The sequence below is a fragment of the Marinobacter sp. F4216 genome (assembly GCF_019931195.1).
GTDB classification, from domain to species: domain Bacteria; phylum Pseudomonadota; class Gammaproteobacteria; order Pseudomonadales; family Oleiphilaceae; genus Marinobacter; species Marinobacter suaedae.
The window spans coordinates 369,448-382,197 of the sequence record NZ_JAIOUO010000004.1 but is presented as its reverse complement, the minus strand read 5'-3'; the positions used below and the strand labels follow the sequence as shown (position 1 = coordinate 382,197).

At 56.8% G+C, this 12,750-nt stretch carries 14 protein-coding genes; 7 read left to right on the top strand and 7 right to left on the bottom strand.

Going from position 1 to position 12,750, the window contains the following annotated elements:
* Window positions 1-156: 156 nt before the first annotated feature.
* From K8I84_RS11195 to K8I84_RS11180, 4 genes are all read right to left on the bottom strand, one after another.
* On the bottom strand, window positions 157-405 hold the full coding sequence (locus K8I84_RS11195; RefSeq protein WP_223794843.1) for a DUF1272 domain-containing protein: 249 nt from the start codon (window positions 403-405) through the stop codon (window positions 157-159).
* Window positions 406-502: 97 nt separating this feature from the next.
* A complete protein-coding gene (locus K8I84_RS11190; protein WP_223794842.1) occupies window positions 503-1,141 on the bottom strand; it encodes a hypothetical protein in 639 nt (212 codons plus the stop codon).
* A gap of 110 nt (window positions 1,142-1,251) precedes the next feature.
* Window positions 1,252-2,310, bottom strand: a complete 1,059-nt coding sequence (locus K8I84_RS11185) for a PIN domain-containing protein (protein ID WP_223794841.1) — start codon at window positions 2,308-2,310, stop codon at window positions 1,252-1,254.
* A 127-nt stretch (window positions 2,311-2,437) separates the two neighbouring features.
* Window positions 2,438-2,710 carry a hypothetical protein gene (locus tag K8I84_RS11180; RefSeq protein ID WP_223794840.1) on the bottom strand — a complete coding sequence of 91 codons (273 nt, stop codon included), beginning with the start codon at window positions 2,708-2,710 and terminating at the stop codon, window positions 2,438-2,440.
* Between the two features lie 369 nt (window positions 2,711-3,079).
* On the opposite strand from K8I84_RS11180, the gene K8I84_RS11175 reads away from it, so the two are divergent.
* On the top strand, window positions 3,080-3,283 hold the full coding sequence (locus tag K8I84_RS11175; protein ID WP_223794839.1) for a phage integrase N-terminal SAM-like domain-containing protein: 204 nt from the start codon (window positions 3,080-3,082) through the stop codon (window positions 3,281-3,283).
* 130 nt (window positions 3,284-3,413) lie between these two features.
* On the opposite strand, the gene K8I84_RS11170 is transcribed toward K8I84_RS11175, so the two are convergent.
* Together K8I84_RS11170 and pdsR are read right to left on the bottom strand one after the other, a co-directional pair.
* Window positions 3,414-5,444 carry an ATP-binding protein gene (locus tag K8I84_RS11170; protein WP_223794838.1) on the bottom strand — a complete coding sequence of 677 codons (2,031 nt, stop codon included), beginning with the start codon at window positions 5,442-5,444 and terminating at the stop codon, window positions 3,414-3,416.
* Window positions 5,445-5,447: 3 nt separating this feature from the next.
* Entirely contained in the window at window positions 5,448-6,149 is a 702-nt protein-coding gene (gene pdsR, locus K8I84_RS11165) for a proteobacterial dedicated sortase system response regulator (RefSeq protein ID WP_223794837.1), read from the bottom strand.
* Between the two features lie 190 nt (window positions 6,150-6,339).
* Here pdsR and K8I84_RS11160 point away from each other — a divergent pair, with 190 nt between their 5' ends.
* The 5 genes from K8I84_RS11160 to K8I84_RS11140 all read left to right on the top strand — a co-directional run bounded on the left by K8I84_RS11160 (window position 6,340) and on the right by K8I84_RS11140 (window position 10,566).
* Window positions 6,340-8,451 (top strand): marine proteobacterial sortase target protein, encoded by a 2,112-nt coding sequence (locus K8I84_RS11160; protein ID WP_223794836.1) that lies wholly within the window; start codon window positions 6,340-6,342, stop codon window positions 8,449-8,451.
* Window positions 8,448-9,071, top strand: coding sequence for a class GN sortase (locus K8I84_RS11155; RefSeq protein WP_223794835.1), 624 nt, complete (start codon window positions 8,448-8,450; stop codon window positions 9,069-9,071). The genes K8I84_RS11160 and K8I84_RS11155 overlap by 4 nt, the downstream gene beginning before the upstream one ends.
* A 46-nt stretch (window positions 9,072-9,117) precedes the next feature.
* Window positions 9,118-9,834 (top strand): 1-acylglycerol-3-phosphate O-acyltransferase, encoded by a 717-nt coding sequence (locus K8I84_RS11150; protein WP_223794834.1) that lies wholly within the window; start codon window positions 9,118-9,120, stop codon window positions 9,832-9,834.
* Window positions 9,835-9,919: 85 nt separating this feature from the next.
* A complete protein-coding gene (locus tag K8I84_RS11145) occupies window positions 9,920-10,162 on the top strand; it encodes a GlsB/YeaQ/YmgE family stress response membrane protein (RefSeq protein ID WP_223794833.1) in 243 nt (80 codons plus the stop codon).
* A 2-nt stretch (window positions 10,163-10,164) separates the two neighbouring features.
* On the top strand, window positions 10,165-10,566 hold the full coding sequence (locus tag K8I84_RS11140) for an MAPEG family protein (RefSeq protein ID WP_223794832.1): 402 nt from the start codon (window positions 10,165-10,167) through the stop codon (window positions 10,564-10,566).
* Between the two features lie 54 nt (window positions 10,567-10,620).
* Here K8I84_RS11140 and K8I84_RS11135 read toward each other — a convergent pair whose 3' ends face one another.
* Window positions 10,621-11,070, bottom strand: a complete 450-nt coding sequence (locus K8I84_RS11135; RefSeq protein ID WP_223794831.1) for an OmpA family protein — start codon at window positions 11,068-11,070, stop codon at window positions 10,621-10,623.
* 222 nt (window positions 11,071-11,292) lie between these two features.
* Here K8I84_RS11135 and K8I84_RS11130 point away from each other — a divergent pair, with 222 nt between their 5' ends.
* On the top strand, window positions 11,293-12,741 hold the full coding sequence (locus tag K8I84_RS11130; protein WP_223794830.1) for a rhomboid family intramembrane serine protease: 1,449 nt from the start codon (window positions 11,293-11,295) through the stop codon (window positions 12,739-12,741).
* Window positions 12,742-12,750: the final 9 nt, after the last annotated feature.

Genomic DNA, 12,750 nt, shown 5'->3' with positions numbered 1-12,750 from the left:
GATGTTCAGCGGCGCCTGAGGGGGATGACCTGGAACAGAACCTTTTGGCGCCGCTGGGTGGTGGTATTTACGCGCTGTTGGGGCGGCATAGTTTGACTATTTATTGTCCGATAGGTCGCAAAGCGGACATTCGGACCTGGCGGCCGCAGTCGGGTGTTATGAATTAGCACTGCAACCATCGGCCTTTACCACACGTTGCGTTGACGCTGGGTATTTGCCGAGCAGTGATGCTGGACGAACTGGACGCGACGAGAAATTACCACCGCAGTTGGGACACTGATTTCCCAAAACACCAGACGCGCAAGAGTCGCAGAAGGTGCATTCAAATGTGCAGATGACCGCCTCAGTGGAATCCGGTGGCAAATCCTTGTCACAGCACTCGCAATTAGGTCTCAATTCGAGCATGGGGTTCTCCCTGAGGATTCATAACGCTTTTGTCTAGCGGCGCTCCGTCAGGGGCGTCCGGTGCAGGCCACAGGCCGAAACGAACTACAACAATTTGTTAAGCGCCTTGCCTGAATTCATGTACAAGCTGAACCACATCTGGTGACTTGGCAATACTTTGGCCAATAGATAACGTTTCAAAGAAGAGACCATCGGAGTTGAACGCATTAAATTTACCTTCTAGTTTCGCAACTCTCTTGATAATTTCCTGCTCTTTCTTCCTTGCTCGACTTGAGCCCAGATGCACGCCACCTTTTACATTGGCCATATATTTAATCAGTTCACTTCTGGTAATAACTGATCCTTTGATGATGGCGCATGTGCTTGAGTCATAATTGGACAGACCTAGTTCACGTTCTAAAAAACCATCCTGCATTTCTGGAGCAGTACCTCCTTTGTTTATACACATGCAAGCAGCGTAAACACCGTGACTCAGAGCTCCTCCCGCAAGAGCGCACTCTATTTCTGCATAGTCGATGCCATTGAAGCCAAAATCGAGGTCCGTAGTTTGAATCTTTGGGTCTTTCTCATGACCCATTGCTCTCCATGCGTGACCCAGATATTTCTCAACCACTAACCTCCTAAGAATCGCTGACCCACGACGAAGTTCAGGGTCCGTTGCGCCTTCGGCCCATTGATCACGGAGGTACTCTATGTCTTCAATTACAACTTCTACTTCCTGCTTTGACAGTTGCACCAATTTCCTCTGCTGCTTAACGCTGGCGTAACGGGCCAGTTTGTGGAGCGCAGCGGAACAAACCGGTCCCGTTGACGCACTTGTTAAATATTCACCCAACTCTTAAATTTTTACCCCTGTTCGTCTACATAAACAGGAATGCCATCTGAAAGTCCAACCACGGAAAAATCAATTTGATCGATATCATCAACTTTTTCATCACGTATTGAATAAGAATATTTCATCTCCACCGTGAATGTTCTCGTCGCGCTGCCGGAATGCGAGGTGGTATCAAAAGCCCACATATGACCTTCTTCACTGTTATATACTCCGTTTAGGAAGTCAGGGCCATAAACTGTGTAGTCTAGATCAACGTCAACATCGAATGTGACCAAACACTCATCCTCATCAACGCGCACTACAAGGGGCTCGAAATCGTGAACCATCATTGCCTGAAGCTCTTCTACTTCTGAGTCTTCCCAGGGCGCTTCGTTGTACCCCCAAGAGTCATTTATTGCGCTCTCGATACTTTCCTTAATATCGGTCTCAACCGACGCCATGTAGGTCTTTATAGCATCTGCGACTGCCGACTCATGAACGTTATATATATCAAGAAGCCTTTCTAGCGTTTCAACACTAATCAAGTTATCGTGAATGGAGCAAAGCGATTTTAAATCACCATCATCTGAGACAACATAAACTTTGTCGTCACCAACTTCGCCCAAAATAGCATATATAGAAAACGCATCTGGGAATTCTGACTTCTTCTTCCCATTACCAAACGGTGGCTGAGTTTCAAAATAGAGATTAAAAACATCATCAGGATTTACATTTCCAATTGAAATCACATCCGTATTGGAAAAATTGATAAATTTATGAAACACCTCAAGCCCATTAGAAATTGCCTCTTTCTCATCTATATCCACAAAAAGGCCCTTCACTTTCTCATCTTCTATTTTTTCTAATAGTTTTGCTTTTCGTCGAAAACTTCTCAGAGATGCTAACCCGTCCTCTACCGAGGAGATGATTTTAGCTTCGACTTCACGTTGGACTACGCTAGTGCTGAGGTGCATTAAACTGCCATTGCTGCACAAACGGCCAAAAGAAAGCAGCGCCGGATGACTGAAATTCAATCCAAGTTTGATAAAAGACTGCGTATCGACAAAAACTTTGCGAGTTTCTAGGTTCATAGTCTCTTTATTATTTAACGCTTTTGTTTAGCGGCGCCCTGATAAGGGCGTCCGGTGCAGGGCCACCAGGCCCGAAACGTACTACAACTGCTTGTTAAAGGCTTTTGCAATGGGCGCTAGATAGTCGCTACAGCACCGACAATATTGTTTGGAAGGCGCTCACAACTGTCAGGAATCCGCCAATGACGATCAGTCGTCTATGAGAGAGATCGATACCCTGAATCAGAACAAAGGTTCCGACCACGCCACTGAAAAAGGCTCCACTGAATTGGGAACCACCGACCGCATAAACAAACACCAAATAAACTACTGCCAGCAGATACAGCAATACTCGTAACGGCTTGAACTCAAGCCGCTTGTAGTAGGCTTGGTCTTCTGGGGATAGGTCTTCCTTGCTCACCGAAAACTCCCTTTAGCCTTTAACAGCCTATTAGTTTGAATTCGCATTAAACCGTAACGCCAGCGTCCCGCCCAAACCTGGTTCACAGCGCCAATTCCCAATCTAATTCATAGAGATAGAAGAACACCAGCACGAATTTTCCGGCGCGCTGTCCTGCAAAAAATGTGTATCGGGCAAAACGTGCACACTACTGCAAGTTAAAAACCGGACACTGTAATTTTTATTCGTTTAAAAACAATCAACTATAGGAATGCTCTCGGGGAAAGCGTGCATGGCTCTGCAAATAAAACCGCAAGAAACTTGCGAAAAACGGAGGAAATTCATTGTAACTGTACATCCATACAGCATCAGGAGCCATGGAGGGCAACGGTGTCGAAATCACCATTCCTGGAGTCCATCCGCCGGGAAATCAGGACTCGGCAATACAGCTATAGAACGGAAAAGACCTATCTCTTTTGGGTTCGCCAGTTCATCCTCTTCAACGACATCCGAACAACGGAAATTTATACCCACATCATCGGTGATCGGCGAGCCGGAACAGTGAGTCCATTTGACCGGCTGCTGAACGATTAAAAGGGGTTTTTCAATCGTCAAAGCCGGGGTAAAAACGGCTCAAAATTAAGAGTCACGAATGTCCGCTTTTGTTGAATTAGTTGGGCAAATTGAGCAAGGCGGCCAGCATATTCCTGCCCGAGCGAGCCTCTCACGCATGCGCCGGCAGGATCACCCGGAACAAAACGCCCCCATCCACGTTTTCTGCGTCAACCCGGCCCCCGTGATGCTCTGCGATTAGCTGGACGATCAGCAACCCCTGACCCAGGTGGCCTTCCTGGGAGTCGCTTCGCACCGACACGAAGGGGCTGAAGATGTCGCCGGACAAGTCCTCGGGCAGGGACGAACCTTCGTTGTACACGCTGAGTTCGAAAACCTTCCTGCCCTCGTCGGGGTTCAGGCGGATTTCAATCTGTCCCTGTGGCGGGGTGAAATCCCGGGCGTTGTCCACCAGCTTGTCCAGCATCTGAACCAGTAACTCGGGCGAGCCCTGCATATCGCAGCCGGCGGGCGGTCCCTGGTAGGTGATCTGGTGAGCGCTGTCCATGGCCTGGTAAGCCCTGGCTGTTTCGGCAATCACCTGTGCCAGGTCGAAAGGTTCGTGTTCGGCCCGGTCAAAGCTCTGTTCCAGACGCGAGGCTTCGCTCATGGATTGCAGGATATGGCTGAGCCTGCCGGTGGCCTGGCTGATCCGGTTCAGGTAGGCGCGCTGGTCCTCGGAGGGCTCGGTATGCTCGAGGTTGTCCACGGAGGTGCGCACGATGGCCACCGGTGTTTTCAGTTCGTGGGACAAGCGCCGCGAGAAGCTTTCCAGATAGCCGGTGTAACCCTGCAACCGCTCGACCATCTGGGCGAAGTGATTCTGGAGCTGGCCGAGTTCGTCCGTGGCACTGGCGCTGGGCAGGGTTCCGCTGATCCTGCCGTCGTGATCCACGCAGGCACTGACGGCCTTTTGTAGCCGACTGATGCGCCAGGACAGCCAGCTGGCGTAACCCAGCAACACCAGGGTCAGACCGCTGATGACCAGTAAACTGCGAGCCAGCACCGACCCCAGCGCAGAGCCTGACAGGGTCAATAGCTGGTCCAGCGACTGTTCCAGAACCAGTGTCCTGCCGCCAAATACCTCCGCCCTTGCTTGCAGCCAGAGCTGCCCGTCGCCGGTTTGGGTCAGCCCGTCGGCAGGCAGGGATTCTGGCGGGATTCGGTGGGAGTCGTCTGCCGCGGGGGATGGTTCAGGTTGGAACCGCCGGATCAGGGCTCGCAGGGCGTTCAGGCTGATCTGCTCGACAATCTGCAGCGGGCCGAGTTGGTCGAACTCAGGCGGCTGTTGTTCGGTCGCTTGCTGGGCGCTGGCAGTAACCCAGCCAGCGGGCTCGAGCACCCGGATTCGTTGACCCGGATTAAGCTGCGTCGCCAGCAGTCGTTGCAATCCCTGCTCGGGCGCAACCAGAACGGGCAAGGGATCCAGGGAGGTGGACAGACCGGGAACCGGCGTTTTCTGGTTGTCGACCACCGCAAACCCCATCCGGGCGCCGGCATCCGGCTTTGGCATCTGGATTTCCAGTTGCCAGCCAGCCGGTACGGGCTGCCAGCTTCCGGCGACAAAGTAATCGGTCTGGTCGTATTTGCGACCGGTCAGGGCGGAGAATTTTCCGGGTGCACTGATCCGTATCAGCCAGCTTCGGCGGGATGGATCACCATCCACGGTGGTGGTCGGTTCCTGAACCCAGAGCATCAGGCCATCATGGGGGGCGTTGGGGTTACCGGGATCGAACAGCCGGGGTTGGCGGTTGGTGATTCCTATGATCAGGTACAGATCTCGGCCGTTGGCGGCCGCCTGCCAGCGAAGTCCCGGGGCCTGTGGATCGGTCTGGTCCGTGGTTGTTTGCCAGGGCTGATCGGTCTCTCCCTCTTCATAGCCCGGCCAGTCGTCGGCGTAGCCATCGGGATTCAGTGAGCGTTGCACGGGAGAGACATAGAGAGCCGGCTGGTCACCGGTCACCGGTGCTTGCCCGATCAGTGCGTCCCCGCTCAGGCTGGCCAGCCGACCCGCCTGAATGTGTAACTGCTCCCGGGCCTGCTCCCGAAGGGCCTGGTCCAGCTCCAGGACAAACTGAATCCCTGCCCAGGGAATCAGCAGCATCAGCAGGCTGGTGACCAGCAGCTGGCGCTTGAGGTTCAAGACTCAGGCCTCATGGGCGTTCCACCGGTAACCCATGCCATACGCCGTTTGAATGCCATCGAACGCGGCATCGGCCTGGATGAATTTCTTGCGGATGCGTTTGATATGGGAGGTGACGGTGTTGTCGTCCAGTACCGTATTGGCGGCATCCATCAGCTGGTCGCGGCTGCGCACATGGCCGGGGTGCTGGACCAGCGAATGCAGCATCCAGAATTCGGTGACGGTCAGGTCTATGGGCTGGTTGTCCCAGTCGACGGTCATCCGGTCGACATTCAGTGACAGGCGGCCCCGCTGAATCACTTCTTCGGTTTTCTGGAGCGCTTCGGCCCAGGCATCGGCCCGTCGGAGCAGGGCGGTGACCCTGGCCAGCAGGTGCTCCATGCTCATGTCCTTGGTGACGTAGTCGTCGGCCCCCAGTCGAAGGCCGTGCACCGAGTCGATGTCGCTGTCCCGGGCAGTCAGGAAAATGATCGGCAGGGTTTGGGAAAGGCCCCGGAGTTCCTGGCACAGGCTGAAGCCTCCCTCAGGCTCGTCCCCCAGGCCCACATCAATGATGGCCAGATCCGGCAGTTCCTGGCGTAACACCTGCCAGGCAGCGGGCCGGTCGCCATGGGCAGACACCCGGTACCCCCGGCGCTCCAGCGCCACCCGGTAGTTGTCCCGGATGGCCGGTTCGTCTTCCACCAGAACAATGTGTTTTTTCATGGCCTTAACACTCCCTAACTACCCAGGTTCCTATTTAAACACGGCGGACGCTGAGCACAAGAATCGGGTTGGCATTGCCACAATTGATCACGATTGGCCCCCGGAATGCCCGCTTTGGTCATGGTCGTGACCTTTGCGGCTGATGAGATGGAAGTACATCCATTCATCAGTGCAGAAAAAGGAAACGGTCATGATGGCATCGGAACGGCTTACACGTTCTTCGGCGGCTGTGCCGGGTTCCCGGGGCATGCTGCGACGCATCGCCGAGGGGCTCGGTCTCTGGTTGGCGTTTTCTCTCATGTTGTTCGTTCACCCGCTCTATGCGGAAGCCAGCCAGGCACCGATGACGAGCGGAGGCGAGCTGTACTTTGTTGACCAGAAAGGCCAGTGGCAGACGCCAGCGCTGACCCTGGACAGCGACTTCGATATTCAGGTCAGCGGGCTGATGGCGTCCACACGGCTGACTCGCCGTTTTCTCAATACCAGCGATGACTGGCAGGAAGGGGTATTTGTGTTTCCCTTGCCGGAAAACGCCAGCGTCCACGGCCTGACCATGACGGTCGCTGAGCGAACCATCGAGGGCGACATCCAGCCCAAAGCCCAGGCCCGGCAACGTTATGAAACAGCCAAAGCAGCAGGCCAGCAAGCCGCCAACCTGGAACAGCAGCGGCCCAATCTGTTTACCGCGCGGGTCGCCAATATTCCCCCGGGTGAAGGTATCACCGTGGAGTTGCGCTACCAGCAGCAAGTCGACTACCAGGCCGGTGTTTTCGAACTTCGTGTACCGACCACACTGACGCCTCGCTACATGCCCGGGCAGCCGGTCATGGCGACGTTGCCGGAGGGTGGTTGGGCGCCCGCCACCACCCAGGTGCCGGATGCTCATGACATCAGTCCGTTTACCGTTCGCACCAGCGACGTCGCCCCGGACAGCCACCGGGCCTCGCTGGTACTGCGTATCGATGCCGGGATGCCACTGGCCTCGGTAGACAGCCCGACACACCGGCTGAGCACCCGGACGGATGGTTCGCGGGTGGAGGTCCAGCCGGAGCAGGAGGCGATTGTGATGGATCGGGACCTGGTGGTGCGCTGGCAGGCCATGGCGGGCAAGGAACCAAAGGTGGCTGTTTTCCACCAGCGCTGGCTGGACGAGGATTTTCTGATGGCGATGGTGGTGCCCGGTGCATCGCAGTCGGCCCGCCTGCCCCGGGACCTGGTGTTCGTGATCGATACCTCCGGCTCCATGGCGGGCGCGCCTTTACGTCAGGCCAAGGCGGCCATGCAGTGGGGCCTGTCCACGTTGAGCCCGGATGATCGGTTTAATGTCATTCACTTCAACAACCAGGCCCATTCGCTCTTCATGCAACCACAGGCGGCCACCGGACAGAACCTGGCCCGGGCACGGCGTTACGTGGATGGCCTGTACGCTGACGGCGGTACGGAAATGGCGTCGGCGTTGCGTATGGCGCTGCAGGGCTCAGGTGGGTCCGTGGACGAAACGGGCGAGCGGGTTCGGCAGGTGGTCTTCGTGACCGATGGTGCGGTGGGCAACGAGGCGGCGTTGTTTGCCCAGATCCGCCGGTCCCTGGGTGATCAGCGTCTGTTTACCGTGGGTATTGGCTCCGCGCCCAACATGCACTTCATGCGCGAGGCGGCCCGCTGGGGGCGTGGACAATACACCGCCATTGCGGACCCGACCGATGTGAGCAAGCCACTGCAGAGGCTGTTTGCCGCCATGGAAGCCCCGGTGCTGACGGATCTGCAGGTTCGATGGCCCTCGCAGGCTTCGTCTGTTGAGAGCTTTCCTGATCGCCCGGGGGACCTGTACCTCGGGGAGCCCCTCGTGCAGGTGATCCGGGGCCAGGCTCCGGCGGGTGAAATGAGGATCTCTGGCCGCGTGCCCGGAGGTCGACAGTGGGAGCAGGTAATTGATTTGCAGCAGGCCAGCAGATCGGACGGCATTCAGCGACTGTGGGCCAGGGAGAAAATCGGGTACCTGCTCGATAGCGCGCATCTGGCGGGTGTGGAACCGGAAAGAGAGCGCATCACCCGGGTCTCAATGGACCATGGTGTGCTGTCGCCCTACACCGCCTTCGTTGCCGTCGACCGGCAGCCGGTCCGCCCCTCCGGCGCGACGCTCTCCACCGACCCTGTGCCGACCCTGTTGCCAGCCGGCACACAGCCAGGGATGTTGCGTTACCCCCAGACCGCTACGGGCTGGCCCCTGTTTACCTTGCTGGGGCTGATCGGTGGAACGCTGGCGCTGGTGTTCGCCTGGTTACGGGGGAGGGCGGAACAATGAAGCGGGTGTGGCTGACGCTGTTTGTTCTGTCATCGGGATTACTGATGGCGGGGCTCTGGGTGCCCCTGAAGGCGCTTGTGGCTCAGGAACTGCTCACCATGGCCTGGGCAGAAAGCCAGGCGAGACAAACCGATGTGCGCCCCTGGCCCTGGGCGGATACCTGGCCGGTGGCCCGGTTAATCCTGCCGGAGCAGGCGCAGTCCATGATTGTGCTGTCTGGCAGTGATGGCGAGAGTCTGGCGTTTGGGCCGGGTTGGTTCTACGGTTATCAGAACGGCTCCGGGCCGGTGGTGATTGCTGGCCATCGGGACACGCATTTCAAGCCACTGCAGCAACTGGAACCCGGGCACCTTGTGCAGCTGCAGAGCCGTGACGGGCGCTGGCGGTATTACCGGGTGATTTCCAGTCGGGTGATCGACAGTCGAAAACATCGTTTGAATACCGGACAGCTTGCCCGCAACAGCCTGATTCTGGTGACCTGTTACCCGTTTGACGGGATGACCGCCGGTGGCCCTCTGCGATACGTGGTGGAGGCCCGCGCATCCCATCACGAGGAGACCACTGGCACGGATTCGCCCCCGAGTAATCTGTTACCAATTGATACTGTTGCCGGGCTCTAGCTATGGCGTACACTTGTGCACCAAAATTTTTGTAAGAGCGGTTTGAATGGGTATTATTCGAAAATTACTGGCGTGGTTAAGTGTCCCGATTATCTGTTTTTTTGCGCTGATTCCATACCTTGCCCGGCCGTTCAATCCAGATAATAACCGTTTGCTGGGGCGCACGGTCGCGCGCTTCGGCCGCTGGATTCTGGGCATGGAACGCCCGCTGCAAGGCATGGAAAACATGCCAACCGATCGCCCGACGGTGGTCATCGCCAACCATCAGCACAACGATGACCTGTTCGTACTGGCAGACCTTCTGCCCAAACGTGGGGTGGTTGCGGGTAAATCGTCGCTGGTTTGGATACCGTTTTTCGGTCAGGTCTTCTGGCTCGGAGGCAATGTGATTCTGAACCGCTCACGTTCCCACAAGGCCGTTGCACTGATGAAAACCACCAGTGAGGCAATCGCTCGTGACCGCAAGAGCTTCTGGGTGTTCCCGGAAGGAACCCGCAGCAAGGGCCGGGGTCTGCTGCCTTTCAAGAAGGGGGCCTTCCACGCCGCCATCGCCTCGGGCGCGCCCATTACCATGATTTGCGCCGCCCACTACGAGGACAAAACCATCGGTTGGACCGGTCGAAGGGAAACCGTTCCGGTTCGCATTCTGCCGCCGATTGAGACCAGCGAGTTAAACACCAGCAACCTTCCCGAGTTGATGAATAAATGTCATCGCCTGATGGCTGAGGCCATCGCCGACCTCGACAAGAACGCCAAGCCCTGACAAACCGCTTGAAGCCCCCCGGCAAACCGGGCAGTCTTTGCCTGTCTGAACGCCTCGTTCAATGACTTTCAGGGAGAGACCCAAGATGAATCTGATTCTGTTTCTGATTATCGGTGGTGTGGCCGGCTGGTTGGCGGGCCTGATCATGAAGGGCCGGGGTTTCGGTGTACTGGCCAATGTGGGTATCGGTATTGTTGGCTCGTTTATTGGCGGCTTTGTGTTTCGTTTGCTGGGACTGGCGGCGCAGGGCGCCGTTGGCGAGCTGGTGACGGCGACGGTGGGGGCCATCATCCTGCTGGCCATTGTCAATAAAATCAAAAAGGGCTGACAATGATCGTACCAATTACCGGCGTCTTCGCAGCGGTAACCGGCATTCTGTTGCTGGTGTTGTCCATGCAGGTGGTCAGGTGTCGTTTTAAATACAAGAAAGGGCTGGGCTGGACCGACGATCGTGAGTTCCAGGTGGCGGTCAGAGCTCAGGCCAACCTGGTGGAATACGCGCCCATGGCGCTGTTGATGCTGGGTATTGCGGAGATCAATGGTGTGCCCGGCGGGGTAATTTACTGGGTCGGCATGGCTTTTGTCACCAGCCGGATCCTGCACGCCTATGGCATGTTCCAGGGCCAGGGTAGAACCCACTGGGCTCGCTTCACTGGCATTATTGTCACCTGGCTCGCCATTCTGGTGGTGGCCATCCTGCTGATGTGGAATGTCTGGCAGGTGTATGGGTAAGGTTTTGTTGTCAGTTGTCAAAAACGGGGGCAGATGGCCCCGTTTTTTATGGGATTAACCCTGCAGGGCCTGGGAGACGTCGTTGGTCAGGTACTCCAGTTCCACCCGGCGATTGGCAGCATGGTCGTCCGGTGTGGCCAGGGGGCGGCAGGAGCCCCAGCCTGTTTGCAGAATCTGGGATTCCTGCACGCCCGCCTGGATCAACAGCCGGGCGAGGTTACTGGCGCGCAGCCTGGATAAGAACTGGTTGTAGTCTTCCGAGCCAAAGTTATCGGAATGCCCGTGAATCCGAACCCGTACGGACGGGTTCTGCCGGATGTACACGGCATGCTGCTCAATCATCCCAGTATCGGCGTCGCTGAGACCATGCTTGTTAAAGCCATAGTGAAATTTGGTCCGGTGGGGACGGCGTTGCGCGCCATCGGCTTTACCGGGGGTGCTGTTCGCCACCAGGTTGGCGGCCTGGGCTAACAGCGATGGGTTGTCCAGAACAAGTACGGTCATCGGGAAAATCCTCAAGTGCAACGGCCTGTTTTTGTTGTTATTCACGCTCACTATTGAGATTGGCATGAATAACGGCAATTGGCGAAAGGTCGATGAGCGAACGTTCAGAAATGTGACGCCATCGTTTCTCTTCGCTTGAGGCCCATTTCAGCGCGAAAAGATGCCGGTACTGTGGTAAAAAACGGATCTTCAAGGACAGAAAATGATGAATTGTGAACGACTATGCTGTTAATTCCCGCCGAAAAGCGTCTGGACTGGAAGCGTCCGCCGATAGTGACCCTGGGATTGATGCTGGCGTGCTTTCTGGTGTTCGTGTTTTACCAGTCGGGCGACGGCGACAAGATCGAACAGGCCACCGAGGCCTACCTGGCCTCCGACCTGATGTCCCTGGAAGCGCCGGTCTACGAGGATTTTCTCCAGCGCCAGATTGAGTTCGAGGGCGAAACTGACCGGCGGATCGAACTGGAACAGTTCCGGGAGCTGCGGGAAAGCGGTGAAGACCATTTTGTGGCGTTCCTGCTACTGAGCGATCGGGACTTCTTCCGGTACCTGGAGCACAGTCAGGACATCGTCTGGACACCCCGGGAGCGTCGGCTCTGGAACGAGCAGCGATTGCCCATTGAGCAGGCGTACGTCAGCAAGCTCAGCTCCTTCGCCTTTGGCCTGATTCCCGCCGAGATGTCGTTGTACACCCTGATCACCTATCAGTTCATGCACGGTAGCTGGGGTCATATCATCGGTAATCTGGTCATGCTGTTTCTGCTGGGGTTCACGGTGGAAAAGGCGCTTGGTCCGGGTCGTTTCCTGATTGCGTATCTGCTGTGTGGTGCCGTTGCCGGCCTGACCTTTGCGGCCTTTTCCTGGGGCAGTTCGGCGCCTCTTGTGGGTGCGTCCGGGTCCATATCGGGCCTGATGGGCATGTACATGGCCATTTTCGGCCTGCGCAGAATCCGCTTTTTCTACTTCCTGTTTGTCTATTTCAATTATTTCCGGGCGCCGGCGATTGCCCTGTTCCCGGTGTGGCTAGGCAAGGAGCTCTACGACTACTGGTTTGCCGGTGCCACGGGTATTGCCTACATGGCTCACGCAGGTGGCCTGGTGGCCGGCGCGGCGCTGGTGTGGCTGCTGGGCAAGAGCTGGCTGCAGGTGCGGGAGGAATTTTTCGAGCCCGAGCAGGAAGAGCAGGACGCCCGCTTCACCAGCAGCTATACACAGGCCATGGGCAGTCTGGGTCGTATGGAGTTCGAGGTGGCTCAGCGTCAGTTCGAGGCACTGTACGCCCGTTATCCGGATCGCCCGATCCTTCTGGAGCACCTGTATCAACTGGCCAAGCTCCGGCCGGATCTGCCGGCGTACAGGGACCGGGCCCGGCAGCTGATGGACGACGCCATTGCCCGGCGCCAGCCCGAGCGTGTGGTTGCCCTCTGGCAGGAGTACCTCAGCAAGGGGGAGGCCCATCAGCCGTTAAGTGCCAAGGACCACAACCGGGTTCTGTTCCTGAGCATCAAACACGATGACCTGAAAGCGGCAGAGAAAGCGTTCGAACGGTTGCGCACTGCGGGAGATCAGATTCTCGCCTCGGAAGCCTGCCGGTTGCTGGCGTCCGAGTTCGAAAAGCGCCAGATGACGCCAAAGGCCCGCCACTACCAGCAATTGCTGCAGGCTTACTAGGACTTTGCC

Coding starts and splice junctions, on each gene's coding strand:
- K8I84_RS11195 (WP_223794843.1), bottom strand. CDS start 405: ATGCTCGAATTGAGACCTAATTGCGAGTGCTGTGACAAGGATTTGCCA.
- K8I84_RS11185 (WP_223794841.1), bottom strand. CDS start 2,310: ATGAACCTAGAAACTCGCAAAGTTTTTGTCGATACGCAGTCTTTTATC.
- pdsR (WP_223794837.1), bottom strand. CDS start 6,149: ATGAAAAAACACATTGTTCTGGTGGAAGACGAACCGGCCATCCGGGAC.
- K8I84_RS11160 (WP_223794836.1), top strand. CDS start 6,340: ATGATGGCATCGGAACGGCTTACACGTTCTTCGGCGGCTGTGCCGGGT.
- K8I84_RS11155 (WP_223794835.1), top strand. CDS start 8,448: ATGAAGCGGGTGTGGCTGACGCTGTTTGTTCTGTCATCGGGATTACTG.
- K8I84_RS11150 (WP_223794834.1), top strand. CDS start 9,118: ATGGGTATTATTCGAAAATTACTGGCGTGGTTAAGTGTCCCGATTATC.
- K8I84_RS11145 (WP_223794833.1), top strand. CDS start 9,920: ATGAATCTGATTCTGTTTCTGATTATCGGTGGTGTGGCCGGCTGGTTG.
- K8I84_RS11140 (WP_223794832.1), top strand. CDS start 10,165: ATGATCGTACCAATTACCGGCGTCTTCGCAGCGGTAACCGGCATTCTG.
- K8I84_RS11135 (WP_223794831.1), bottom strand. CDS start 11,070: ATGACCGTACTTGTTCTGGACAACCCATCGCTGTTAGCCCAGGCCGCC.
- K8I84_RS11130 (WP_223794830.1), top strand. CDS start 11,293: ATGCTGTTAATTCCCGCCGAAAAGCGTCTGGACTGGAAGCGTCCGCCG.